22 protein-coding genes and 2 pseudogenes are annotated in these 24,055 nt (G+C 60.2%); 18 read left to right on the top strand and 6 right to left on the bottom strand.

All coding sequences use genetic code 11. From position 1 onward, the window contains the following. The first annotated feature begins 1 nt into the window (after position 1). Genes OMP38_RS12545 through OMP38_RS12535 form a run of 3 tightly spaced genes read left to right on the top strand, consistent with a single transcriptional unit; the run spans position 2 to position 2,288 of the window. Complete coding sequence (locus OMP38_RS12545) at positions 2-637, top strand: thiol-disulfide oxidoreductase DCC family protein (RefSeq protein WP_277565474.1); 636 nt, start codon at positions 2-4, stop codon at positions 635-637. Further along, positions 634-1,611 carry a DoxX-like family protein gene (locus OMP38_RS12540; protein ID WP_277565473.1) on the top strand — a complete coding sequence of 326 codons (978 nt, stop codon included), beginning with the start codon at positions 634-636 and terminating at the stop codon, positions 1,609-1,611. Before OMP38_RS12545 ends, OMP38_RS12540 begins: the two co-directional genes overlap by 4 nt. Beyond that, on the top strand, positions 1,608-2,288 hold the full coding sequence (locus OMP38_RS12535) for a DUF4166 domain-containing protein (protein ID WP_277565472.1): 681 nt from the start codon (positions 1,608-1,610) through the stop codon (positions 2,286-2,288). The genes OMP38_RS12540 and OMP38_RS12535 overlap by 4 nt, the downstream gene beginning before the upstream one ends. A gap of 5 nt (positions 2,289-2,293) precedes the next feature. Here OMP38_RS12535 and OMP38_RS12530 read toward each other — a convergent pair whose 3' ends face one another. Further along, positions 2,294-2,728: a GNAT family N-acetyltransferase gene (locus tag OMP38_RS12530; protein ID WP_277565471.1), complete on the bottom strand. Its 435-nt coding sequence runs from the start codon at positions 2,726-2,728 to the stop codon at positions 2,294-2,296. Positions 2,729-3,286: 558 nt separating this feature from the next. On the opposite strand from OMP38_RS12530, the gene ilvB reads away from it, so the two are divergent. From ilvB to OMP38_RS12460, 14 genes and pseudogenes are all read left to right on the top strand, one after another. Continuing rightward, positions 3,287-5,032, top strand: a complete 1,746-nt coding sequence (gene ilvB / locus OMP38_RS12525) for a biosynthetic-type acetolactate synthase large subunit (protein WP_277565470.1) — start codon at positions 3,287-3,289, stop codon at positions 5,030-5,032. Further along, complete coding sequence (ilvN, locus tag OMP38_RS12520) at positions 5,029-5,517, top strand: acetolactate synthase small subunit (protein ID WP_277565469.1); 489 nt, start codon at positions 5,029-5,031, stop codon at positions 5,515-5,517. The genes ilvB and ilvN overlap by 4 nt, the downstream gene beginning before the upstream one ends. 209 nt (positions 5,518-5,726) lie before the next feature. Further along, positions 5,727-6,719, top strand: coding sequence for a ketol-acid reductoisomerase (ilvC, locus tag OMP38_RS12515; RefSeq protein WP_090114013.1), 993 nt, complete (start codon positions 5,727-5,729; stop codon positions 6,717-6,719). 104 nt (positions 6,720-6,823) lie between these two features. Continuing rightward, positions 6,824-8,380 (top strand): 2-isopropylmalate synthase, encoded by a 1,557-nt coding sequence (locus OMP38_RS12510; RefSeq protein ID WP_277565468.1) that lies wholly within the window; start codon positions 6,824-6,826, stop codon positions 8,378-8,380. Between the two features lie 79 nt (positions 8,381-8,459). Further along, on the top strand, positions 8,460-9,659 hold the full coding sequence (locus OMP38_RS12505; protein WP_277565467.1) for an aminotransferase-like domain-containing protein: 1,200 nt from the start codon (positions 8,460-8,462) through the stop codon (positions 9,657-9,659). A gap of 601 nt (positions 9,660-10,260) precedes the next feature. After that, positions 10,261-11,520 carry a molybdopterin molybdotransferase MoeA gene (locus OMP38_RS12500; RefSeq protein ID WP_277565466.1) on the top strand — a complete coding sequence of 420 codons (1,260 nt, stop codon included), beginning with the start codon at positions 10,261-10,263 and terminating at the stop codon, positions 11,518-11,520. Further along, positions 11,511-12,143, top strand: a complete 633-nt coding sequence (mobA, locus tag OMP38_RS12495) for a molybdenum cofactor guanylyltransferase (RefSeq protein ID WP_277565465.1) — start codon at positions 11,511-11,513, stop codon at positions 12,141-12,143. Before OMP38_RS12500 ends, mobA begins: the two co-directional genes overlap by 10 nt. Beyond that, positions 12,140-12,448, top strand: a pseudogene (locus tag OMP38_RS35815) (molybdopterin-guanine dinucleotide biosynthesis protein B); the annotation flags it as partial. The gene mobA and the pseudogene OMP38_RS35815, both read left to right, overlap by 4 nt. Before the next feature lie 28 nt (positions 12,449-12,476). Next, the gene (locus OMP38_RS12485; protein WP_277565463.1) at positions 12,477-12,659 is read left to right on the top strand and encodes a P-loop NTPase family protein; all 183 of its coding nucleotides are present in this window, start codon (positions 12,477-12,479) and stop codon (positions 12,657-12,659) included. A 200-nt stretch (positions 12,660-12,859) separates the two neighbouring features. Next, on the top strand, positions 12,860-13,939 hold the full coding sequence (gene leuB / locus OMP38_RS12480; RefSeq protein WP_277528656.1) for a 3-isopropylmalate dehydrogenase: 1,080 nt from the start codon (positions 12,860-12,862) through the stop codon (positions 13,937-13,939). 213 nt (positions 13,940-14,152) lie between these two features. Then, positions 14,153-14,701 carry a peroxiredoxin gene (locus OMP38_RS12475; protein ID WP_277565462.1) on the top strand — a complete coding sequence of 183 codons (549 nt, stop codon included), beginning with the start codon at positions 14,153-14,155 and terminating at the stop codon, positions 14,699-14,701. A 189-nt stretch (positions 14,702-14,890) separates the two neighbouring features. Then, positions 14,891-15,316 carry a hypothetical protein gene (locus OMP38_RS12470; RefSeq protein ID WP_090113997.1) on the top strand — a complete coding sequence of 142 codons (426 nt, stop codon included), beginning with the start codon at positions 14,891-14,893 and terminating at the stop codon, positions 15,314-15,316. A gap of 177 nt (positions 15,317-15,493) precedes the next feature. Continuing rightward, complete coding sequence (locus tag OMP38_RS12465) at positions 15,494-16,873, top strand: two-component system sensor histidine kinase NtrB (RefSeq protein ID WP_277565461.1); 1,380 nt, start codon at positions 15,494-15,496, stop codon at positions 16,871-16,873. 127 nt (positions 16,874-17,000) lie between these two features. Next, positions 17,001-18,314 carry an MFS transporter gene (locus tag OMP38_RS12460; protein ID WP_277565460.1) on the top strand — a complete coding sequence of 438 codons (1,314 nt, stop codon included), beginning with the start codon at positions 17,001-17,003 and terminating at the stop codon, positions 18,312-18,314. A 96-nt stretch (positions 18,315-18,410) separates the two neighbouring features. Here OMP38_RS12460 and OMP38_RS12455 read toward each other — a convergent pair whose 3' ends face one another. The 4 genes and pseudogenes from OMP38_RS12455 to OMP38_RS35810 all read right to left on the bottom strand — a co-directional run. Then, entirely contained in the window at positions 18,411-18,512 is a 102-nt protein-coding gene (locus OMP38_RS12455) for a YjcZ family sporulation protein (protein ID WP_090113993.1), read from the bottom strand. Positions 18,513-18,651: 139 nt separating this feature from the next. Beyond that, a complete protein-coding gene (locus tag OMP38_RS12450; protein ID WP_277565459.1) occupies positions 18,652-20,160 on the bottom strand; it encodes an N-acetylmuramoyl-L-alanine amidase in 1,509 nt (502 codons plus the stop codon). A gap of 247 nt (positions 20,161-20,407) precedes the next feature. Next, entirely contained in the window at positions 20,408-20,944 is a 537-nt protein-coding gene (locus OMP38_RS12445) for a hypothetical protein (protein WP_277565458.1), read from the bottom strand. Positions 20,945-21,161: 217 nt separating this feature from the next. Next, positions 21,162-21,338: pseudogene (locus OMP38_RS35810) on the bottom strand (transposase); the annotation flags it as partial. Positions 21,339-22,067: 729 nt separating this feature from the next. On the opposite strand from OMP38_RS35810, the gene rsgA reads away from it, so the two are divergent. After that, positions 22,068-23,120 carry a ribosome small subunit-dependent GTPase A gene (rsgA, locus tag OMP38_RS12440; RefSeq protein ID WP_277565457.1) on the top strand — a complete coding sequence of 351 codons (1,053 nt, stop codon included), beginning with the start codon at positions 22,068-22,070 and terminating at the stop codon, positions 23,118-23,120. Here rsgA and OMP38_RS12435 read toward each other — a convergent pair. Continuing rightward, entirely contained in the window at positions 23,117-24,043 is a 927-nt protein-coding gene (locus OMP38_RS12435; RefSeq protein ID WP_277565456.1) for an AraC family transcriptional regulator, read from the bottom strand. The genes rsgA and OMP38_RS12435 overlap by 4 nt on opposite strands. Positions 24,044-24,055: the final 12 nt, after the last annotated feature.

Below are 24,055 nucleotides of genomic sequence, written 5' to 3'. Positions count from 1 at the left end.
GATGGGACGATACGGAGATACGGGGAAAAGGGGCGCCGGCGTCCGCGTTCGGGCATCGGGGGGGCGCTCGCCTGAGAGCGGCATGCGGGAAGGCGAGGCGGATATGGCGGTGCTGCTGGTGGACGGCGAATGCGCGATGTGCAGGGGCATCGCCCGCTTCGCGGCGAAGCGGGACCGGGCGGAGCGGCTGCGCTTCGCGGCGCTGGATTCCGCCGTCGGGCGGGAGCTGACGGCGCGGCTCGGTCTTGCGCTGCCTGCAGGCGGCAGTTTCGTGCTTGTACGCGGCTCGGCTTCCTGGACGCGGTCTGCGGCCGCGATCCGCACGCTAGCGGCGCTGGACGCGCCTTGGCCGGCCGTCGCCGCGGCGCTGCGGCTCGTGCCTGCGCGGCTGCGGGATGCCGTCTACGATGCGATCGCCGCGCGAAGACATCGGCTGGCGGGTCGCATGGGCCGGCATTGCCCGGTGCTGCCGGACGAGCGGCTGCGGCGACGGCTGGTGGCGGGCGGCGGCTGGAGCGCGCAGGACGGCGACGCCGCTGCTGCCGCCGAAATCGACGGTGGCATTGCGGGGCCGTCCGGGTACGGCGAAGAAGCCTCTGCGACGGATGTCGCGAAGCGGCAGGGCGGGCTTCGATGAGCGGGCCGCGCGATCGTCGGCGAGCGCCGGGCGCAGGGCGTCCGATCTATGTCGAGATCGACGTCGCCTCCGACATGGAGGCGCTGTGGCGGCACACGCAGCAGCCCAAGCTTCATGAGCGATGGGACCTGCGCTTCAGCGAGATCGATTACCTGCCCAAGGCGTCGCCGGAGGACGACCAGGACTTCCTCTACCGGACCCGGCTCGGCTTCGGGCTCTCGATCCGCGGCACGGGGAAGTCCCGGGCGCCCGACGTCGCGGCGGACGGCGTCCGCACCTCGGTCCTCGCCTTTGGCACGAGCCATCCATTATCGCTCATCGGGCGCGGCGGCGGCTATTGGCGATATTCGCCGCTGCCTGACGGCGGTGTGCGGTTCGTCACGCGCTTCGACTACCGCACGCGGTTCGGGCGCGCGGGGCGCTGGCTCGACCGGCTACTGTTCAGGCCGTTGTTCGGCTGGGCCACCGCGTGGAGCTTCGACGCGCTGCGGCTATGGCTCGACCGCGGCATGCCGCCGGAGGAGAGCCTGCTGCGCGCCAAGCTTCATGCGCTCAGCGTCGCCGTCCTGTCGCTCTGCTGGGCTTATGCCGGACTGGTGCCGAAACTGCTGTATCCTGCCGCGTCGGGCGAGCTGGACCTGCTGCGCGCGCTCGGCTGGTTCCCCGGCATCGAGCCTGCGTTTAATGCGGCGCTGGGCGTTAGCGAGCTGCTGCTCGCGGTCATCTTGGCGCTCCGGCGGTCGCCGGGGCTGCTCGCGGCGCAAGCGATCGCGCTATGCGCGCTGACGGTCGGGGCGCTGGGATCCTCGCCTGCGCTGCTGTATGCGCCGTTCAACCCGCTTGTCCTGGCGATGCTGATGCTGGCGGCGACGTTCGCCGCCATCCGGACGCGCAAAGGACTACCGTCCGCAAAGCGGTGCCGAAGGCACCACGGGAGCCATGCCGACATGAAGATGAAGGAGGAGCGTGCATGAAGTCGATATTTGAAAGAGCGCTCGGGGAGAAAGAGTTCGCGAAGCTGCATCCGAAGATCCGCGAGCGCTTCGGATTTAGCAGCGGCGAAGGGGTCGCTTCGATCGGGCGCGGCGTGATGGAGGAGGTCCGCTATGCGAAATGGGCGGCGCTGCCGCTCGCGGTCGGCGCGTCGCGGCACATCATGTTTCCCGAGTGCGGCCGTCAAGTGCCGTTTTCCATCGAAAACTACGCCTACCGCGACGCGTTCGGCAGAGAGACGCTGACCATCAACCGCACGTTCCGATTCGAGCGGTCGATTCGCCGCTTCGACGCGACGATGGTCTATAGCGGCAACCGGGAACGCATCGTAGATTACCTGGGAAATAAACAGCATCTCGCGGTCGACCTGGACGTATGGGCGGCGCCGAACGGCGGGATCCAGATCCGTTCCGGCGAGCAGCGCTTCTATGAAGGCCCGCTCGGCTTCCGTTTTCCGGCGCCGCTCACCGGCTGCGCGGACGTGTGCGAATGGTACGACGATGACGACGCCTGCTACCGGATCTCGGTGTCGGTCCGCAACCCATTGTTGGGCAAAATTTTCGCTTACAAGGGATCTTTCCAAGCGCACACGATCCGCGTCGGCGCGGGAAGCATTCCGCTGCAGGCGACGCCGCTCCGGCTGGAACGCAGAGAATAATTCACTCAGAGCCATTTATACATTTCATAACACTTCAGCGATTCATGGTGCGCCACCACCGAATAGCCCAGTCGCCGGTAAAACCGCGCGCCGTCCTCGTTCCCTTCGTCGACATACAGCATGGCGCGCAGGCAGCCGAGGTTCTTCGCATGACGTTCGACGCGGCTCATCAAGCCGGAGCCGTAGCCTTTGCCCTGGCATGAGCGGTCCGCGGCGAGCAGATCGACGAAGAGCGTATCGTACTGTATGATGAAGTGAAGAAAGGCACAAACCTTGGTGCCCTCGGACGCGACGAGCGTCGAGCCCTGGGCGAGGCGCGCTTTCATATCTTTGCGGAGCTTGCGGCCGCCCGGCTGCGGATGCGGAGAGAGGGGGATTAGCTCCCGGCGGACGATCCGGACGATCGCGGGCAAGTCGCCGCGCCTCAGCCAGCGCAACATAAGCCATCACCTCCAGATCGGTCCGCATGCGTCGCGGGCATCTGGATTATCATATGAAGGGATCCGGCTTTTCGCTCTACGCGGAAGGACGATCCGGGCGAAAATGGATTTATGCGCGACTTTAATCCTTGTCTTGACTAACGCTTCACCGGGGCATATAATGGGTACTACATTGATTCATCTTGAACAGCGTTGAAGAGGAAGATGCGGGTGGGCACTATCGCTCAGAGAGCGTCGGGATTGCTGAGACCGATGCCGATAACCCTGTACGCAAGGTCTCCTCGGAGCTGGTCTCCCGAACGGCTGCATGCAGCTTACTAAGGGGTCTCGGGGTGGCGCACGTTATCGCGCCTGAAGTATGGACGTCCTCCGAGCGCTCGGATCGGCGGCATACTTGATGAGGCGCCGATCGCGAGATCGCGCGCGAATCCGGGTGGTACCGCGGAAGGAACAGCCTTTCGTCCCAGAACGTTTAACAGACGTTCGGACGAAGGGCTTTTTTTATTTTGATTTACAGCCTATTGGCTCATAAATGATTCTACTTAAGGAGGATGAAGGATGGTCGCGAACAGTGCCACGCTGAAGTCCAAGGAACAATTGATCGAGAAATGGGGCAAGCAAGAGGTCATCTCGGGATCCGAGATGCTGCTGCGCAGCCTGCTGCTCGAGGGTGTCGACTGCGTATTCGGCTATCCGGGCGGCGCCGTTCTGTATATTTACGACGCGATGTACGGCTTCGAAGACTTTAATCACCTGCTGACCCGTCACGAACAAGGCGCGATCCACGCGGCCGACGGCTATGCGCGGAGCACCGGCAAGGTCGGCGTCTGCATCGCGACGTCGGGCCCGGGCGCGACCAACCTCGTCACCGGCATCGCGACGGCGTACATGGATTCCGTGCCGCTCGTCGTCATCACCGGCAACGTCGCGACGACGCTGATCGGCACGGACGCCTTCCAGGAGGCCGACATCGTCGGCATCACGATGCCGATCACCAAGCACAGCTACCTGGTGCGCAAGGCCGAGGATCTGCCGCGTATCATTCACGAGGCGTTCCATATCGCCAACTCGGGCCGCAAGGGTCCTGTCCTGATCGACATTCCGAAGGACGTCTCCAACGAGAAGGCGCTGTTCAAGCCGCACACCGAAGTGAAGCTTCGCGGCTACAACCCGACCGTTCAGCCGAACAAGCAGCAGGTCGACAAGATGCTGCGGGCGATCGAACAGGCGGAGCGTCCGGTGCTGCTGATTGGCGGCGGCGCCGTCTACTCCGGCGCCCACGAGGAAGTGCTCGCCTTCGCCGAGAAGACCGGCATCCCGGTCACGACAACGTTGCTGGGCCTCGGGGCGTTCCCGAGCGGACACGAGCTGCACATGGGCTTCCCGGGCATGCACGGCACGTGGACGGCCAACATGGCGATCCAGGAGTCGGACCTGCTCGTCAACATCGGCGCGCGGTTCGACGACCGCGTGACGGGCAAGCTGGCGGGCTTCGCGCCGCATGCGAAGATCGTGCACGTCGACATCGATCCGGCGGAGATCGGCAAAAACGTGCCGACCGACATCCCGATCGTCGGCGACGTCAAGGCGGTGCTGCAGCAGGCGGTCGAGGGCGCGAAGTACGCGGCCAAAGCCGATGCGTGGCGGGCGAAGATCGCAGAGCGCAAGGCGGCGAAGCCGTTTGCGTACAAGGATTCGGACGAAGAGCTTAAGCCGCAATGGGTCGTATCGATGATCCACGAGACGACGCACGGCGACGCGATCGTCACGACCGACGTCGGCCAGCACCAGATGTGGGCGGCGCAGTACTATCCGTTCAACAAGCCGCGTTCCTGGGTCACCTCCGGCGGCCTCGGCACGATGGGCTTCGGCTTCCCGTCGGCGATCGGCGCGCAAATGGGCAATCCGGACCGTACGGTCGTCTCGATCAACGGCGACGGCGGCATGCAGATGTGCTCGCAGGAGCTCGCGATCTGCGCGATCAACAACATTCCGGTCAAGGTCGCGATCCTGAACAACCAGGTGCTCGGCATGGTTCGCCAGTGGCAAGAGCTTATCTACGACAACCGCTACAGCCACATCGACCTGGCCGGCAGCCCGGACTTCGTCAAGCTGGCCGAAGCGTACGGCGTCAAGGCTTTTCGCGCGACCAACAAGGACGAAGCCCGCACCGCCTGGGAAGCGGCGCTCGCGCACGACGGTCCGGCCGTCGTCGAGTTCGTCGTCCGCAAGGGCGAGAACGTTTATCCGATGGTTACGCAGGGCAGCACCATCGATCAAATGCTGATGGGGGATGACGAATGAGCACCAGACATACGATCGCCATTCTCGTGAACGACCAGCCCGGCGTGCTGCAGCGGGTGTCCGGTCTGTTCGGACGCCGGGGCTTCAATATCGAGAGCATCACCGTCGGATCGTCCGAAGAGCCGGGCCTGTCCCGCATGGTCATCGTCACGAAGGGCGACGACCATACGCTCGAGCAGATCGAAAAGCAGCTTTACAAAATTATCGACGTCATCAAGGTCGTCGATATCGGCAGCAGCCCGATGGTCGCCCGCGAGCTCGGTCTGATCAAGATCGGCGCCGATCCTTCGGCGCGACCGGAGATTCTGGGCATCGTCGATACGTTCCGGGCGGCCGTCGTGGACATCAGCGCGAACAGCCTGATCGTCCAGGTCGTCGGCGACACCGACAAGATCGACGCCATGATCGAGCTGCTCAAGCCGTACGGCATCCGCGAGCTGTCGCGGACGGGCGTGACGGCGATGGCGCGGGGCAGCGCGCGTTAAGCGAAGGCGCGATCGCGCAGCCGCCCCCGGCATTATTTCCTTCATCCGCTATCCCAGGAGCGGGTGTTCGAAGGGAGAACTCCCTTTCGCGGACAAGGCTTGTACCAAGAGCAGGCTCGCGCCGCGCGAATTCGGTTCTCCCTTGGGACGCCCGTTCCATGAGGGTCGCCTATATATCCCAGCTTCACATACTAAGGAGGATCTTACTAATGGCAGTCAAACTGTTCCACGAAAAAGACGCCGACCTCGGCGCCCTGCAAAACAAAACGATCGCGGTCATCGGCTACGGCAGCCAGGGCCACGCCCAAGCGCAAAACCTGCGCGATAGCGGCCTGCAAGTCATCATCGGTCTTCGCGAAGGCAAGTCCGCCCAAGCGGCCCGCAACGACGGCTTCGAAGTATTCCCGGTAGCCGAAGCGGTATCCAAAGCCGACGTCGTGCAAATCCTGATGCCTGACGAAACGCAAGCTCGCGTTTACCGCGAAGAAATCGAGCCGAACCTGAAGAAGGGCGCAGCCCTCATGTTCTCCCACGGCTTCAACGTTCACTTCGGCCAGATCGTCGCGCCGAAGGATGCCGACGTCCTTCTCGTGGCGCCGAAGTCCCCGGGCCACATGGTTCGCCGCACGTACGTTGAAGGCTTCGGCGTTCCCGGCCTGATCGCCATCCACCAGAACGGCACGGGCAAGGCGTTCGAGATCGGCATGGCTTATGCCAAGGGCATCGGCTGTACCCGCGCGGGCGTCATCGAGACGTCGTTCCGCGAAGAGACCGAGACCGACCTGTTCGGCGAGCAAGCCGTCCTGTGCGGCGGCGCTACGGCGCTGGTCAAAGCCGGCTTCGAGACGCTGGTCGAAGGCGGCTACGCGCCTGAGATGGCCTACTTCGAAGTGCTGCACGAGCTGAAGTTGATCGTCGACATGATGTACGAAGGCGGCCTCGCTTCGATGCGCAGCTCGATCTCCAACACGGCCGAATACGGCGACTACGTCACCGGTCCGCGCGTCGTGACCGACGAGACGAAGAAGGCGATGAAGGCCGTTCTGACGGACATCCAAACGGGCAAATTCGCTCGCGACTTCATCCTCGAGAACCAATCCGGCAACGCGTTCATGACGGCGACCCGCCGCATCGAAGCCGAGCACCCGATCGAAGTCGTCGGCGCGCAGCTGCGCGGCCTGATGCACTGGATCAAGAAGTAAGAACCAGCTAACCTTATGTTATAATCGGGAGAAGGTCGGAGCAATTCGGCCTTCTCTTCTCTCATATGCATGACGATCGGAGGTGCGGGCCGACAGGCTCTGCCATGCGCAAAATTTATATGTTCGATACAACGCTCCGCGACGGTGAACAGTCCCCGGGGGTCAACCTGAATACGCAGGAAAAGGTCGAGATCGCCCTACAGCTCGAAAAGCTCGGCATCGACCGGATCGAAGCGGGCTTCCCGATCGCCTCGCCAGGCGACCTTGCCGCGGTCAACGCGGTCGCTCGCGCCGTCAAAAACGCGTCGGTCACGGGTCTGGCCCGTTCCCGCGAGAAGGACATCGACGCCGTAGTCGAGGCGCTGAAGGGCGCCCAGGATCCGCGCATCCACATTTTCCTCGCGACCTCGCCGATCCATCGCAAGCACAAGCTGCGCATGGAAAAGCACGAGGTGCTCGAAGCGGCGGAAGCGATGATCAAATACGCGAAGAAGCACTTTTCCCAAGTGGAGTTCTCCGCGGAGGACGCAGGCCGCACGGAGCTCGACTTCCTCGTCGAAGTGACAGCGCTTGCCGTCAGGCTGGGCGTATCCGTCGTGAACCTGCCGGACACGGTCGGTTACCTGTCGCCTTACGAATACGGCAATATCTTCAAGACGATGAAGGAGCAGGTGCCAGGCATCGAGAAGGTCCAGCTCTCTGCGCATTGCCACGACGATCTCGGCCTCGCGACCGCCAACGCGCTGGCCGCGATTCAAAACGGCGCCGATCAGATCGAAGGCACGATCAACGGCATCGGCGAGCGCGCGGGCAACACGGCGCTTGAAGAAGTGGCGCTCGCGCTTTACACCCGAGGGGAATTTTTCCAGGCGGCCACCGGACTGAACCTGCAGGAGATCGCCAAGACGAGCCGCCTCGTCAGCAAGCTGACGGGCATGCCCGTGCCGGGCAACAAGGCGATTGTCGGCGCGAACGCGTTCGCGCACGAGTCGGGCATCCACCAGGACGGCGTGCTGAAGGAAAAGACGACGTACGAGATCATTTCTCCCGCTACGATCGGCATGAAGGATAGCAAGCTCGTCCTCGGCAAGCACTCCGGACGCCACGCCTTCCGCGAGAAGCTCGTCGATCTCGGCTTCGAAGGCTTGTCGGAAGAGCAAGTCAATGCGGCCTTCGGCAAATTCAAAGACTTGGCCGACCGCAAGAAGGACGTATCGAACGAGGATATCCTGGCGCTGCTCGAGGAGAAGATCATCGAGACGCCCGAGGTGTTCGCGCTCGAACAGCTCGTCGTGTCGTTCGACAGCCATAAGGGCCCGAGCGCGACGGTCAAGCTGAAGACGCCGGCCGGCATGGTGTCGCATACCGCCGAAGGCAACGGCTCCGTCGACGCGATTTACCATGCGATCAACGCCCAAACGGGCGAAGTCGTCGAGCTGGACGACTATACGATCAAGTCGGTGACGGACGGCACGGACGCGCTCGGCGAGGTTCATGTCGTTCTGCAGCAGGGCGAGTACAGCGCGCAAGGCCGCGGCGTCAGCACCGACATTCTCGAAGCGAGTGCGCGCGCGTACGTGGACGCGCTGAACCGTCTCGTAGAAAAGCGGCAGGAGCCGCCTCGGGTCAAGCGAGACCGCGACAATGTCACTTTGATCTAACGCAACGAATATATTTAAGGCGGAGGCCCGCCGCATCAAAGCTACGGACCGCCGTCATTTGAGAAATGGGGAACCCCGTATGAACTATCGATACTCCTCCAGACTTGGGAGCTTCTCCTCCTCGGCAGTCCGGGAAATTTTGAAGCTGACGCAGGGGAATTCGATCATCTCCTTCGCCGGCGGGCTGCCTGCCGAGGAGCATTTCCCGGTCGCCGCGGTGTCCGAGGCATTCCAGCGCGTGATGGCCCAAGGCAACAAGGCGCTCCAATACGGCCTGACCGAAGGCTATTTGCCGCTGCGCGAGGCGCTCTGCGCGCGCATGGCGCGCAAGGGCTGCAAAGTCACGCCCGACGACATGCTGCTCACGACCGGCTCGCAGCAGGCGATCGATTTGCTGACGCGCATCTACATCGATCCGGGCGACACGATTCTGGTTGAACGTCCGACCTATTTGTCGGCGCTGCAGGTGTTCCGTTCCTACGGGGCGGAGACGGTGTCCGTAGAAGGCGACAGCGACGGCCTCGACCTCGCGGATCTGGAGACCAAGCTGCTGAAGCACAAGCCAAAGATTCTGTACGTCATCCCGACGTTCTCGAATCCGACGGGCAAGGCATGGAGCCTCGAGCGCCGTAAAGCCGTGCTCGAGCTGTGCCAGCGTACGGATACGCTGATCCTCGAGGACGATCCGTACGGCGAATTAAAATTCGGCGAGGCGTCGCTGACGTATCCGTCGATTTTCTCGCTGGCGCCGTCCGTCGAAGGCTCTTGCGTCGTATATACGAGTACCTTCTCCAAGACGGTCGCGCCCGGTCTGCGTACCGGCTGGGTCATGGCCGATCCGGATATCATCCGCAATATGGCGCGTGCCAAGCAAGCGGCCGACCTGCAGTCCAGCACGCTGGACCAACAGACGCTATACCAACTGTTGACTTGCTTCGATCTGGACGCGCACATCGAATTCGTCCGCACGGAGTACGAAGCGCGGATGGAGAACATGGTCGGTCTGCTCCAGCAGGAAGCTTGGCCAGGCGTCACGTGGGAAGTGCCGAAGGGCGGCATGTTCATCTGGATCGAGTTCCCGGCATCGGTGAACACGACCGATCTGTTGAAGACCGCCGTCGAGCACGGCGTCGCCTTCGTACCCGGCGTCTCTTTCTATGCCGAGCAGCCTGAGCTGGACAAGGCGCGCTTCAACTTCTCGTATACGGACGAAGAGCGCTCGCGGGAGGGCATCGCCAGACTGTCCAAGGCGCTGGCGCATGTTGGCGTCGGCGTATAATTGAGTTAAATCGCGCGATGATTTTAATATGAGAACGCACCGTTCGGTCGAGAATTCGCCGGCGGTGCGTTTTTTTCGTAGGACGCGGCGCGTGTAAATAGGCCCGTTTTTCGAGTTCATACCACTATCCCATTGGATCAGCTGCGCTCTTTCGTCAGATACGCCCTTCATTAAGCTCGCCCACGATTCGGCTACGATTTTCGATCGACTATCCCATTGATTCAGCCATGCTTTTCGAGCCCTTATTCCCGCCTCGCACGCAACCAGCTGTCGGACAATTTCCTCCCATTAAATCCGACTGGAAGTCAAGAATCAGGCGATGGGTGGAGGAGGTGCGGACTATTGTGAGTCGGACAGAAATGATACAATAGTTAACATACGAGCTGGGCCTTTGCATAACTTCGAATGGAGCACGACTCAGAAAGACTTTTTCCGACTTTAAAAATTTTGTCGACTTACCTTGAATGAGGTCGACCGGACTCGGCGATGTCGGTCTGAGTCGATGGGATAATGGAATGCGCGCAAGAAGTTCATATTCAAATTGCCTGTGTAATTATATGGAAGAATTTATACTTAGAGGAATCGATAAGGGGCTAGCAGGATGAATGGACGCCGGGACGCGATATCCCTTGATGAAGCGCAGCGACGCATCTTGGCATGGGCCGAGCCGGTCGGCGCCGAGGAGGTGCCGCTGCTTCAGGCGAGCGGCCGTCGTTTGGCGGAGGCGGTGCGTACGGATGCGCCGATACCGGCGTTTGCGCGCGCGGGCATGGACGGCTATGCGGTGAGAGCGGCGGACCTGGCGTCGGCGTCGCCGCATAGCCCGGTCATGCTTGAAATCTTGGAGGGAGATGCGCGGGATGCTGCGGGTTACCGTATTCAATCCGGCGAAGCCATGCGCGTCGGGACGGGAGGGCCGTTGCCCGTAGGCGCGGATACGGTCGTGATGCAGGAAGCGGTCGCCCTCAGGCAGAGCGATGACGGCATGCGCCAGGCTGTCTTCCTGCGGCCGGAGACGACAGGCAGGCATGTGACCGCTGCGGGAGCCGAGGCAGCCTCAGGCAGCATGCTCCTCGCCGCGGGAACGCGGATCGGGCCGGGACAAGCGGCTTTGCTGGCATCGGTCGGCGTAGCCAAGCCGTACGTTTACCGCAAGCCGCGGATCGTCGTCATTACGGCGGGCGACGATGTGGTGCCGGTCGAATGCGAGCCGATGATCGGTCAAGTTCGCAACGGCAACCAGCCGATGCTGCGGGCATTGATCGAATCGGCAGCGGGGGAAACGGCGTGGGACGCGCACGTGCCGGACGAGCCGCACGAAGCGAAGCAGATGCTGCGGCGGGGGCTCGCCGATGCCGATCTGGTCATCGTGTCGGGCGGCATCTCCGTCGGAGACACCGACGTCATGGGCGGCGTATTCAGGGAAGCCGGTCCAGGTCTTTTGTTTTCCAAACTGGCCATTCGTCCGGGAAGCGCGTCTAGCGCGATCGTCATGGACGGCAAGCTGCTGATCGGGCTATCCGGCAATCCCGGCGCCTGCTTCGCCGGATTCGAGCTGCTGGCGCGTCCGGCGATCGAGCGGATGGGCGGGGGCAGCGGCGCGCTCGATTGGTGCCGGGCGCGCTTGGCGGAAGGCTTCATGAAGAGCAACGCCAATCCCCGGTTTCTGCGTGGCGTCGTTCGGATCGAGGATGGCAAGCTGACCGCGCGTCCGTGCGATGAGAACAGCTCATCGGGACTCCTCTCGATCGGGCAAGCGAACGCGCTGCTCGCGATCCCGCCGTCCGCCGAAGAGACGCGGCCGGGCGCCATGATCGACGTTCGGCTGCTTCCGGGCTGGGAGGAGCGCGCATGGCAATGATATCCTCATGGAATGGGAACGCTAACGCAGCGATGTCCGGCTGTCATGCCGTCGTATTGTGCGGCGGAGCGGGCAGGCGGATGGGCGCCCGCAAGGAGGGGCTTGAATTCAACGGCGAGCCGCTGCTCTTGCGATTGTGCAGAAGCTTGTCGGATATCGCAGAACGGGTAACGGTCGTAGCGGAACGCAAGCGTGAATACGAGTTTCTTCCCGGCGATGTCCGCGTGACTGCCGATGAGGTGGCGGAGTTCGGTCCGATCGCCGGCATATGCGCGGGCATGGCTGCCTCCGAGCTTCCGCTGCAGCTGGTCGTCGCCTGCGATTACCCGCTCGCGGGGCCAAACGTATGGCGGGCGTTGTCAGAGACGCTGGCTCGGCATCCGGAGGCGGACGCTGTCTTGCCCGAGGCCGGCGGCAAGCTTCATCCGTTGTGCGCGCTATATCGCGGCCATACGCGCTCCGTATGGCAAGATGCGCTTAATAGCGGCAACAGGCGGGTGTTGGAAGCGACGGCAACGATGCGTTTTGTGAAATGGGTGCCGGAGGGCAAAGACGCTGAACAGTTGATGAACATGAACACGCCGGAGGATTACCGGCTTGCAAAGGAGCGTCTGCGATCATGAGTGCCATGCCTCCCGTTATACAGATCGTAGGCTATGCTGACAGCGGCAAAACGACGCTGCTCTGCGCGTTAGTCCGTCACCTGACGGACTTGGGTATGACCGTAGCGACGCTTAAGCATCACGGGCATCGGCCTGAACAAAACGCGGCAGACGGCGCGGCTTCGCTTGATCTGCCGGACAAAGACACGGGGCTTCATCTGGCAGCCGGGGCCGTAGGGACCGGCGCCTCCTCGGCAGCGCTCTCGGCCGTCTGGACGCCGGGCGAAGCATCGCTCGAGGAACTGGCAGGGCGGCTGCCGCCGGCGGATTTGATCTTGGCGGAAGGCTTCAAGCGTGCCCCCCTATGCCAAGTGGGTGCTATTGCGCGAGCCGCGCGATGCCGCGCTCCTTGGTGCGCTGGCCAACGTCATCGGCGTTTCCGCCTCTTTTCCCTTTTCGCATCCGAATCTTCCCGTCGTGGACAGGGACGAGGTCGAACGGATCGCGGCATTGGCAATCGCGGCGGTTCGACGATAGCTTCCAAGCAGCCATGCACCCTACAAGCAGCAATGCACCCTGATCGTAGCTTCACACCCATAACCGGGTGCTGCTACAACCGCTCATAGCCATCAACTATTAACGGCATAGTTTTTATGTTTTGGACGAGACCCGCGATATGTGCTACAACTAAACATAGCAATCGGAATGGAACCTAAGTCGGGAGTGAACTTAAACGTATGGCAGAAGTGAAAAAGATAGCGGTCATCGCAGGCGACGGCATCGGCCCGGAAGTCGTCGGAGAAGCGATAAAGGTATTGAAGAAAACGGAGGAACTGTTCGGCTATAAGTTCGAGCTCGAGCACGGCTTGTTCGGCGGGATTGCCATCGACGAGAAGGGCACGCCGCTGCCGCAAGAGACGCTCGACATTTGCCAGCGCGCGGATGCGGTGCTGCTTGGCGCGGTCGGCGGCCCGAAGTGGGACAACAATTCGAAGGAGCTGCGTCCGGAGACGGGCCTGCTCGGCATCCGCAAAGCGCTCGGCCTGTTCTCCAACATCCGTCCGGCCGTCGTATTCGACTGCCTGAAGGACGCCTCGACGTTGAAGCCTGAAGTGCTCGAAGGCACCGACCTCATCGTCGTGCGCGAGCTGACCGGCGGCATCTACTTCGGCGAGAAGTTCCGCCGCGAAGGCGCAGGCGGACAAGAAGCCGTCGACACCTGCGTATATAACGTGCAGGAGATCGAGCGCATCGTCCGCCAAGGCTTCGAGATCGCGCAGAAGCGCCGCAAGAAGCTCGCGTCGGTCGACAAGGCGAACGTCCTCGAGACGAGCCGCCTGTGGCGCGAGACCGTCAACAAGATCGCGCCGGAGTATCCGGACGTCGAGCTCGAGCACGTCCTCGTCGACAACTGCGCGATGCAGCTGCTGCGCCGCCCATCCAGCTTCGACGTCATCGTGACGGAAAACATGTTCGGCGACATCTTAAGCGACGAAGCCGCCATGCTGACCGGATCGATCGGCATGCTGTCGTCCGCATCGCTCGGCGAAGGCAGCTTCGGCCTCTACGAGCCGGTTCACGGCTCCGCGCCGGATATCGCGGGCCAAGGCATCTCCAACCCGATCGCGACGATTCTGTCGGTTGCGCTCATGTTCCAGCTGACGTTCGGCTACGCCGAAGCGGCAGAAGTGATCGAGCGTGCCGTCAAGCAAGTGCTTGACGCAGGTCACCGTACGGGCGATATCGCGGTCGACAAGAGCCAGGCGATCGGCACGACGGCGATGGGCGATTTGATCGTAGCGGCGATGGTTCGCTAAATCGCGTCAAATTGCGTCAAATCGCGTCATTTCGCGTCAAAAGCTAGCGGACAGCCGGTTTGGTCTTCTGTTAGCTTGAACGGTAAGGATTAGATTAGAATAACTTCAAAGAAGTAATCACTACAGCTTGATTTTCATTCTCAGTCTATGCTACTATCGTTTATAGCAAATAAGGCCCGGCTTTGTAGTCGGAATTACAGGAGGTAATGGTCAATGGCAGAGCGTTTGGTCGGCCGCGAGGCCCCGCACTTTAACCTGGAGACGGTGTCCGGTGACGGCAAGGAATTCGGCAGAGCGTCCCTTACGGATTATAAGGGTAAATGGCTCGTATTCTTCTTCTATCCGCTGGACTTCACCTTCGTATGCCCGACGGAGATCGTCGCGCTGTCCGAAGCTTACGACCAGTTCAAAGCGCTGAACACCGAAGTTCTCGGCGTCAGCGTGGACAGCGTCCACAGCCACAAGGCATGGATCAACACGCCTAAGAACGACAACGGCCTCGGCCAGCTGAACTTCCCGCTGGCTGCCGACATCACGAAGCAAGCGGCTCGCGACTACGGCGTACTGATCGAAGAAGAAGGCATCGCGCTGCGCGGCCTGTTCATCATCGATCCGGACGGCGTGCTGAAGTACCAAGTCGTTAACCACAACGACGTAGGCCGCAGCGTCGAAGAGACGCTCCGCGTACTCCAAGCGCTTCAATCCGGCGGGCTGTGCCCGATCAACTGGAAGCCGGGCGACAAGAACCTGGTCGCCAACTAATCGAATATCGTTTCGGCCGAAGGCGCATGCTCCCGCATGCGCCTTTGGCATCCTTTAGACGGCAGCCCTTTTTATTGACTTTTGGGATGCGCGGCAGGAATTTGCCGTTTTAGAGGAGAATATAGTGAATCATCCGACAGAGCCATACACGTCCAAAGCCATACATGTCCATAAGGGAGGGGGAAGTCGATGTCATTCTGTTGCGGAGCCAGCATGATCGGGACGAAGGGAACGCTGAAGCACTATCGCACGCGAATTCACAACGTCCCGATTCTGTTCTGCCCGGTATGCCACCGGGTCGAGGTGCACTACTTGGTCGAAAACGAATACGAGATTCTGGCCGACTACGCGCACGGCGACGGCGCGTCGGAGGTAGACTTCCAGGACTACGTGGACGAGTCAGAAAAGGATCTGCACGAGAACTCGGTCAACAACGAGGAAGAGGATCCGCTCCTCATGGTGCAGAATCAGATCGACATGGGGCTGGACCTGCTTACCTTCGCGAAGAAGATCGGAGACGAAGAGTGGGAGCGACAGCTCAAGCGCCGACTTGGCGTGCTGAGCCAGCGCCGGCACAAGCTCCGCCTCAAGCGAACGACGGGCGGGGCGCTTTAGTTTCGACATATAGAGCAAGCGTAAACGCCGTTCCCTGATATGCGACTTTCTACTCAAGTCATCAGTCGGGGAGCGGCGTTTTTCGCGTTTTTTATTCGACATCTTCTCCGATTGACAGCTTTCCCATTCCTTTACTATGATGGATTTGACGCAAGGGCGAGCCTGGAGGAATACGGCATGGAGAAATGGAGAACGAGATATTTCCCGGTTCTCGTGGAGTATGTGCTTCACGAAGACACGAGGGAGGGATACGATCTGAGCGAGCTGCTCGACCTGCTGAACGGCGTTCCGGCAGAGCACATTTTCGAGCATCACGAGGAGAACGTTCGCCTGCTCGTCTCGCATGCGGATAGCGAGGACAGGCTAGCGCTCATGCATCGGAGTCTATTGTTTCTTCACGAGATTCTCGGCAATCACCCCTGTTCCGAATCGGCCGCAGCCAAGGAAGAACAACTGCCGGAGGATTTGAGACAGGCCGCGGCGAAGGCCATTCCGCTCCAGGAAGAGAGGCCGAGCCGCTTCGAAACGGTACTCCAGCATCTGGACAGCGGGATTGCGTTGTTCGAGCCGGGCGGGACGCTTCGTTTTCTGAACGTGCCGATGGCCCGGCTGCTGCAAGCGCCCAGGCGCATACTGATCGGCCAGAGTCTCCGCCAACTATTGTTCCACCCCAGCTTGAGCCGTTCTCTGCGGCTTATTTTTATTCGTATGTACAGGCAATTGAAGTACGATCGACGCGCGCAGGGCGAATTTCAGGACGGCAGCCGGTACCTGCTGATCAGCATCTCCCAGATCGAAGAGCTCGACGGGGATATATTGGTCAGCATCAAGGATGTCTCGGAGCACAAACAGATCGAGCAGAGCGCCTTCCAGAACGACAAGCTGGCCATGCTAGGCAAGATCGCGGCGGCGATCGCCCACGAGATCCGCAATCCGCTGACGAGCATTCGCGGATTCATTCAACTGCTGAAGCCGTTCCTGGAGTCGATCGGCAAGCAGGAGTACGCGCGAATCATATTATCCGAGATCGACAGAGCGAACGACATTATTTACGAGTTTCTCAATTCGTCCAAGCCTTCTGCGCCGATGACGCAGACCGTGCTGGTCGGTCTGCTGCTCAAGGAGACGATCCTGCTCACCGAGAGCGAGGCCCACATGCAAGGGGTCGAATTGACCTGCGAGATTTTCGATCCGTATCTGACGATCTCGATTGACGTAAAGCAGATCAAGCAAGTGATTTTGAACATGGTGAAAAATGCTTTGGATGCGGTTGCACACGTAGCGGACAAGCGCAGGCCGAACATTCGGCTGTCGGCGCGAAAGGAACGCGGATACGCCGTCATCAGCATTGCCGACAACGGTCGAGGAATGGACCGGGAGACGCTGAGCAGGCTATTCGATCCCTTCTTCACGACGAAGTCCGAAGGGACCGGGCTCGGTCTATCCGTGAGCTACCGGATCATCCGGAATCACGGCGGCACGGTGCAAGTCGACAGCCGGCTCGGCGAGGGCACTGAGTTCATGATTTATTTGCCATTCATAGGGGAAAGAGAGTAGAATCGGATTAAACGAAAGCGCGCTTCGCGACAGCTCCGTCGCGGAGCCTTTTTTTTTATGGCGCCCGAAGGCCATAGCTGCGGGAGAAGCGGTCGATAGATTCGGATCACCATGGGGGGAACTGCCAATGACCAAGCGCATGCGTATCGCCGGTCTGGATATTCAACGACTATTGCGGAGCAGGTTTAACGATTCAGAGACCAGACGAGGGCTGCGAGCTTCCCTGATCGAAGGCATCCCCGCCACGATCATCGGCAATCTGCTAGGAGGCCCCTTGCAGACGGCGTTTTTGTTGTATCTGGGGTTTCATTCCGAACAGATCGGGTTGATCGCCGCGATCCCTTCTTTGACGCTGCTAGCCCAGATTTTTATGGCGTTTGCCATGGAGCGTTGGAGAGACCGGCGAAAGGTCTCAATGATACTCGGCGTCGGACACCGTACGTTATGGGTCGGCACGGGTTTGATCCCTCTATTGTTTCCCGATGCGGCTTGGGCGCCGACGTACATGCTTGTATTCCTCTGCTCCTTCACGCTGGCGCAAGCCGGAGGCGTCATCTGGACGTCCCTTATGGCCGATATCGTGCCGCCTCCCGTACGAGGACGCTACTTCGGCATCCGCAATACGATCCACTGGGCGGTGGCCAGCCTGACGTTGCTAGTAGGCGGTCAACTGTTGGATTGGCTGCCGGGCGGACGCGGCTTCGCGGTCCTGTTCGCGCTCTGCGCGCTATGCGTCGTCTGGAACGGCATCGAACTATCTCGTTATGCCAATCCGCCCTTCGAGAGCGCAGGCGGCGGACTATCCGCCTCTCTTATCCTCAAGCCCTTTCGCGACCGGCCGTTTTTATCGGCGGCTTCCTTCATCACCCTATTTATTTTGATTCAGAACGTCGTCGTTCCGCTTTACGCCTATGCGATGCTTAACTTGCTGAATTTAAGCTATAGCAGCGTAACATTGATCACGATGATTCAAAATATCGTCATGATGGTCAGCTACATTTTCTGGGGCAATTTGAACGCACGGTTTACCGCGCGCCAACTGCTCACCTGGACTTTCCCGATCATCTCTCTCGCCTGTATCGTTTGGTTAGGTATGGCCGCGCTGCCTGTCTTGCTAATCCTAGGGTTGTCGCACGTTCTGCTGGGCATCGGACTCGGCGGATACAATTTGCTTGTGTTCAACTTTTTGATCGGCGATACGCCGAAAGCGGACAGACCGATCTACATCGCAGTGTTCTCCGCATTGACCGGCATCGCCGGATTCATTGGACCCAATATCGGGGGCTGGTTGTTCAAGGCGGCCGACGAAGCGCCGTCTTGGCTGCAAGACTACGGCATCGTGGGGTTGACCGGATTCGCGCTGCTCGTACCCGCAATCGCGATCGCGCCGTTCGTTTTCAGGAGCGCTAGAGGATCGCGCAATCGAATCCGCGGACTATAGAGGCACGAGTCGATTACATGCGTGCAATCGCAAAAAAGGCCCGCCGCGCCAGGGGCGCAGCGGGACAGCAGGAGGAATTGCTAGAGGCAAGAGCTCTTAGTACAGGCCGATGCCCGCACGCAGAATGATTACGAGAAGAATGAAGAGGACGAGGACGAACGCTGCTCCGCCGCCGTAACCGCCAGCTACTCCGCTCATTTGCTACACCTCCGAGGTTTTGGATTGTGGTGACTTCCACACCCCTAATATATGTGTTGTTGCTGAATCGGACTGTCCATTCGCCTATTTCCGCAATAAAAAGGTGAGTGTTAGCCGATGGGTCTTTACGGAATGTTTATTACTTGACGCCGAAGTAGTCCTTCAGTCCGTCCACGATCGCCTGGGCGACGCGGTTCTGGAAACTGTCGCTGAACAAAATCGATTCTTCCGTGGCGTTGGACAAAAACCCGACTTCGAGCAGCGTGGCGGGCATGTCCGTCTCGCGCAATACCTTATAGCTCGCGTATTTGACCTTGCGGTCGTTGAAGCCGGTCGCTTGAACCAGATGCTTGTGCATGACGTTCGCGAGGGTCTTGCCGCTTCCCGTGTAATAATAAGTCTCCGTGCCGCGAACGGTCGGTTTGCCTGGCGCGATGTTAGCGTGGATCGAGACGAAGGCGTCCGCGTCGGCTTTGTTCGCGATCGTCGCACGGTCGGACAACGGGATAAAGGTATCGTCATGTCGGGTCAGCACGACTTGGAAGGCCGACTGCTTCTTCAGCAGCTTCTCCACCTTAAGCGCTAGCGACAGATTAAACGACTTTTCCTGCTTTTTCGTGGCGCCGATGCCGCCCGGGTCTCCATCGCCGTGACCGGGATCGATGACGACGATCTTTTTGCCGTTGTTCGGATTGACGGGAGGCGGCGTCGGCGTCGCGGTCGGCTTCAGGTCGACGACATATACGTTCGACTCGACATCGGTCTCTTGATAAGCCGAATAAGGCATATCCGCCGTCAGGTCCAGCGTGATGGTGACGGTCTTGGAAGCGTCGTCGGTGACGGCATATTTGACATGGGTCGCGTTCGAACCGTCCGAGATCGCGAATTCGCCCGATTGGGTTGCCGTATCGTAAGACTGCAGCGTCGAAAATGCTGGGTCGAACGACGTGTTCGGAAGCTCGACTACGATACGCGACAGGTTGGCGGCCGCATACGTTTTAGGGATGAGGCTGCCGATGAACGAAATGGCTAACCTGCCGTCGCTCCAGCCGATCCCTTTGATCTGACCGCCAGCCGCGGGAGACGGCGATGGCGTCGGGGAAGTTCCGGGAGCGGGCGTCGGCGTTGGCTCTGGCGATGGCGTCGGCGCGGGCGAAGGAGACGGCGTCGCCGATGGCGTAGGCGAAGGCGGCAGCCATGGCTCCGAAGGTTGGGACGTTGTCAAGGTCACCACCTTCTTGGCGTTGTCCCAGCCGATGTCGAGTCCGGCGGATTCGCCGACGAAGCGGAGCGGGACGAGCGTCGTGCCTGAGCGAATAACGGGAGGGGCGTTCAGTTTGACTTTAGCGTCGCCGACGCTGGCGGTCGAACTGCCGATCGTCAGCTTGATATCGCCGCTGCCGGACCAGATCTTCACCAGCTTGTCGGAGGGGTTCCAGGTGACGAGCAGGCCCAGATTTTCGGCAATGACGCGGATGGGAACCATGACGCTGCCTTTAACGATTTCGACCTTGTCTTTCTTCTGGAGTGACAGAGATTGTCCGTCCAGTATGATGGTTGCCCTGGAGGACTGGGCGCTGGCTTGTCCGGCGAACGAAAAACAGAAGAATAATGCTGCGAGCAGTACAAAGAAGCCGATCTGTTTCAATTCTCCACCTCATCCATGATGTTCTATTACGTTTAGGTTAAACGCCTTCTCTCGATAAAAGGTTTCGCAAGATAGCGAAATCGGGTCGAAAGTACGAATTCTTAACGCTAAACTTCATGCCGAGGGTCAAATACAAGGGGATTGGCAGGGATATATATCCTTATTTATTATTTAATCCCATTATCCCATCGGCTCAGTTTGAGTTGCGAGAGTAGAGGTGCGCATACTATTTTTAAAATTGCGTTGCTTACGCTCCCCATCTGCTCATATGATGGCCTTTCCAACGGGACCTGCTGCCGAAATAGATCCATGGCACAGCAAGTAGGGGCTTCGGTCTAGTGAGCTCGTCGTATTGGATGGCGCGGGTGACCGAGCACCAGTGCAATAAGGGAAGCAGGGCGGAAGCGGATTGCAATCGCTTGTTCAGCCGGAACGCAAACTCGTCCAAATACGCTTGTAAATGCTTGGCGCCGATACCGTTGAAGGTATCGTTCAGCCATGCGCATACGGTCTTCGCAATCGGGAATATAGCGCCATGCAGCTTCCCATAGCGATCGCTCGAAGGTACGGCGTGCGGTTTGGCATGCTCTCGGGAGAAGGCATGATAGCCCGATGCCAGCACTCTCCTAGAAACTGGGTCGACATGCGAAGGCTCCGGTTGATGAAGAACGACATGATCTGGCTGCTCCTGGTCGTTCAAGGAGGCGCCGATCAATAGCGGCTGCTGGGCGTCCTGATAGAGGGGGGGAGCCATAATAAAAGGCATCGAGCCTAAAATCGGCATCGATGAGGTCCGAAGCTTCTGCGGATTGGAGGGCAAACCTGATCTTGTGCGCCATGTGCCAAGCCGTCTTATAGGTGACCGTAATAATGTCGGCTAAACGAAGCGCGCTGATGCCGCACGATTGAGAGAGCAGGAACATCGCCTGAAACCAACGCGGCAGCGGCGTGCGGCTTCCTTCCATGATCGTGCCGGAAATAATGGAAGTCTGGCGACGGCACGAGGCGCACTGATACAGCGGAAGTCTCCGGGTTCGAATGAGCGAGAAACGGCTGCAGCGACAGGCCGGGCAACGGAATCCTTCGGGCCAGCGAAGCGCAAATAGCGCATGCGCGCAAGCGGCATCCGACGAGAAACGTTGGCAAAACTGCGCATAAGTATCGGCTTCAACTGGCATGGCGCGCCTCCCGAGGACCTTTTTTTGCCATTATAACGAACGCTTGTTCTCATTTCAAGTACTTTAAGTGCGCGGCAAGGTTAAAAGCTGGCGGCTGATTCAATGGGATAGTGGTATGAAAGGAAAAAAAGTCGTTGACCCGTGCCAGCGAAGCGCGCGTATGGTCTGGGACGAATGACGGTCGTCAGGAGGGATCTTGACCGCGATGGATTGTCGTTTCTGGCGAAAGCTGGCGTACAAGCTTGATTATGGATTGACAATTTATTGCCGGGCTGTCTATAATATGAACCATCTATGAAGAGGGAGGCTGATGTAATATGTCCAACGTAGCGCTGATTGTGCTGTCGTCCGTCGCGTATGCATCGGTCTCGAACGGAGCCGGCTTGGGAGACTAAGCCTTTTTTTCGGCCATCATGGCCGGCTGCCGCGGAGACCGACCGGTCCCCGCGGTTTTTTTGTTGTGAACGGAAGCTCCCCGCCCGTACGGTCGCCTTTGACTGCACGGGCAGACGGGTAGGCACGGCGGTTGTCGTCGCGCTTTGCCTCGTCTGAGGGAGACCGTCCGGCCGCAGGGGGACCTGGGGCTATTTTGTGTTTTGATGGTTTACTGTTTTGGCCGAAAAATCAAATTAAACTTCTAAGGGGTTATCGAACGAATGAACGAATATACAAAAACCGCTTGGCCGGAAATGGAGATTTACGGCTGGGACGCAGCGCGGGACAAGGAATATGCGGCGCTGCCGCCGACGGGCAAGAAGCTCGCCCCGGCTCGCGTCGTCGCGCAATTCAGCCATCAGTACCGCATCGCGGCGCCTTGGGGAGACAGACTCGCCGAGGTGTCCGGCAAATTCGCTTTTATCGCGGCGACGCCGGGGGGATTATCCCGCTGTCGGGGACTGGGTCGCGGCGGAGCTGCCGGACGGCGACTCGCACGCCGTCATCCATGCGCTGCTGCCGAGACGGACGTCGATCGTGCGCCGGGCGGCGGGCAGCCGTCCGGACGAGCAGATCATCGGCGCGAATATCGATACGGTGTTTATCGTCGTCTCGCTGAACGAGGATTGGAATCTGCGCCGCATCGAACGCTATCTGATCGCCGTGCAAGATGGAGGCGCGAGGCCGGTGCTGCTGCTGACGAAGGCAGACCTGTGCGAAGAGCCGGAGAGGTATGTCCGGGAAGCGAGGGCCATCGCGCCGGAGCTGCCGGTCTTCCCGATAAGCGCACTGCAGGACCTGGGGCGCGATGCGCTGGCTCCGTTCCTTGTGCCGGGGGCGACGGTAGGCGCGACGGGCTCGTCGGGCGTAGGCAAGTCCACGCTGCTTAACTGGCTTGCCGGCGAAAGCCGGCAAGCCGTACAAGGCATCCGCGAAGACGATGCCCGAGGCCGCCATACGACGACGCACCGAGAGTTGTTCGTGCTGCCCTCGGGCGCGGTATGGCTCGACACGCCGGGCATGCGGGAGCTGCAGCTATGGGAATCGGAGGACGGCTGGCAGGCGACGTTCTCGGATATCGAAGCGCTGGCGGCGTCGTGCCGGTTTCGCGATTGCAGGCACGAGGCCGAGCAAGGCTGCGCCGTGCGGGAGGCGTTAAGCGGCGGCGAGCTCGACCCGGCGCGCTACGCGAACTACCGCAAGACCGAGCGGGAGCTGGCGCGTCTCGCGCAGAAGGAGCGGCGAGCAGGCAAACGTGTCGCCAAGGAGGCGGCAGCGCGAGGCGGCAAGCCGGCTGCAGGCGGCATGAAGCAAAAAAGCATGCGCGTGCATGAGGTCGAGGATTAAAATGAAATCCCCGCGCGGTCGGGTCCGGCGGGGACTTGTCGGTTGGCTTGGGTTACCTCCCCCCAAGCCAGCATCTTGCGCTGGAACTCCTTGGGCGAGCAGTGGTTGAACCGCTTGAACATCTTGTAGAAATGGGCCATGTTCGGCATCCCGATGCGATCGCCGACCTCGCTGACGCTGAGATCGCGGGTGAGCAGCAGCTGCTCGGCGGTCTTGATCTTGCGGAAGTTGACGTATTCGGTGAACGAGATGCCCATCGACTTTTTAAAAAACTTCACGAAATAATAATAGCTCATGTTCGCCAGCCGGCAGGCGTCTTCGACGGTAACGCGCCCGGTAATGCCGGACTCCACGTAGTCGAGCACGGGCCTCAGCCGGATGCGTTCGACGCGGTCCTGTCCCGCGAGCAGCCCCATTTTGTCGTGACGGATCATGACGAGCAGTATTTTTTTGATCAGCAGATTGACCGCCAGCTCGTAGCCCGCTTCCTTGCGCCGCGCTTCCTCGTAGATCTCCGCGATGCAGGCGGCCGCTTCGCGCCGCGCGATGGGGTTTTCCTTGAACAGGTAGTTCATGGCGCTGAGCGGGACCTTCGTCTCGTTGAAGTATTGCAAGTAAGAGATCGTGCTCTGGTCAAAAAAGGCCTGGAGATCGAACTGCAGCACGAGATACTGCACCTGGGCGTCTCCGTAGCTACGATCGCGGTGAAGCTGCGAGCTGCCGAGCACGACGACGTCGCCTTCGCCCATGACATGCGTCTCGCCGTTCACTTCGACGTCGAGACGTCCGCTTTGGACGAGCAGCAGCTCGCATTCGGGATGGTGGTGCCAGCCGTAGAGCAGGTCGGCCTGGCGCATCGCCTGCCATACCTTGATCGAGAGCAGCGGATTCTCGTATTCGATTTTCTCCTGTCTTGCCTGCATGCCGGGTGGCCT

The organism is Cohnella ginsengisoli, from assembly GCF_029525555.1.
GTDB classification, from domain to species: Bacteria; Bacillota; Bacilli; order Paenibacillales; family Paenibacillaceae; genus Cohnella; species Cohnella ginsengisoli.
Note: the sequence above shows the minus strand (reverse complement) of the source record. Positions and strands in the feature narration are given on the sequence as shown.

Excerpts from the sequence above, each read along its gene's own strand:
- OMP38_RS12530 (WP_277565471.1), bottom strand. The coding sequence starts at position 2,728 with ATGTTGCGCTGGCTGAGGCGCGGCGACTTGCCCGCGATCGTCCGGATC.
- OMP38_RS12545 (WP_277565474.1), top strand. The coding sequence starts at position 2 with ATGGGACGATACGGAGATACGGGGAAAAGGGGCGCCGGCGTCCGCGTT.
- mobA (WP_277565465.1), top strand. The coding sequence starts at position 11,511 with ATGGCAATGATATCCTCATGGAATGGGAACGCTAACGCAGCGATGTCC.
- OMP38_RS12505 (WP_277565467.1), top strand. The coding sequence starts at position 8,460 with ATGAACTATCGATACTCCTCCAGACTTGGGAGCTTCTCCTCCTCGGCA.
- OMP38_RS12510 (WP_277565468.1), top strand. The coding sequence starts at position 6,824 with ATGCGCAAAATTTATATGTTCGATACAACGCTCCGCGACGGTGAACAG.
- OMP38_RS12455 (WP_090113993.1), bottom strand. The coding sequence starts at position 18,512 with ATGAGCGGAGTAGCTGGCGGTTACGGCGGCGGAGCAGCGTTCGTCCTC.
- OMP38_RS12475 (WP_277565462.1), top strand. The coding sequence starts at position 14,153 with ATGGCAGAGCGTTTGGTCGGCCGCGAGGCCCCGCACTTTAACCTGGAG.
- leuB (WP_277528656.1), top strand. The coding sequence starts at position 12,860 with ATGGCAGAAGTGAAAAAGATAGCGGTCATCGCAGGCGACGGCATCGGC.
- OMP38_RS12540 (WP_277565473.1), top strand. The coding sequence starts at position 634 with ATGAGCGGGCCGCGCGATCGTCGGCGAGCGCCGGGCGCAGGGCGTCCG.
- ilvC (WP_090114013.1), top strand. The coding sequence starts at position 5,727 with ATGGCAGTCAAACTGTTCCACGAAAAAGACGCCGACCTCGGCGCCCTG.
- rsgA (WP_277565457.1), top strand. The coding sequence starts at position 22,068 with ATGCGGCGCTGCCGCCGACGGGCAAGAAGCTCGCCCCGGCTCGCGTCG.
- OMP38_RS12470 (WP_090113997.1), top strand. The coding sequence starts at position 14,891 with ATGTCATTCTGTTGCGGAGCCAGCATGATCGGGACGAAGGGAACGCTG.
- ilvB (WP_277565470.1), top strand. The coding sequence starts at position 3,287 with ATGGTCGCGAACAGTGCCACGCTGAAGTCCAAGGAACAATTGATCGAG.
- ilvN (WP_277565469.1), top strand. The coding sequence starts at position 5,029 with ATGAGCACCAGACATACGATCGCCATTCTCGTGAACGACCAGCCCGGC.
- OMP38_RS12500 (WP_277565466.1), top strand. The coding sequence starts at position 10,261 with ATGAATGGACGCCGGGACGCGATATCCCTTGATGAAGCGCAGCGACGC.
- OMP38_RS12435 (WP_277565456.1), bottom strand. The coding sequence starts at position 24,043 with ATGCAGGCAAGACAGGAGAAAATCGAATACGAGAATCCGCTGCTCTCG.
- OMP38_RS12465 (WP_277565461.1), top strand. The coding sequence starts at position 15,494 with ATGGAGAAATGGAGAACGAGATATTTCCCGGTTCTCGTGGAGTATGTG.
- OMP38_RS12445 (WP_277565458.1), bottom strand. The coding sequence starts at position 20,944 with ATGCCGATTTTAGGCTCGATGCCTTTTATTATGGCTCCCCCCCTCTAT.
- OMP38_RS12535 (WP_277565472.1), top strand. The coding sequence starts at position 1,608 with ATGAAGTCGATATTTGAAAGAGCGCTCGGGGAGAAAGAGTTCGCGAAG.
- OMP38_RS12460 (WP_277565460.1), top strand. The coding sequence starts at position 17,001 with ATGACCAAGCGCATGCGTATCGCCGGTCTGGATATTCAACGACTATTG.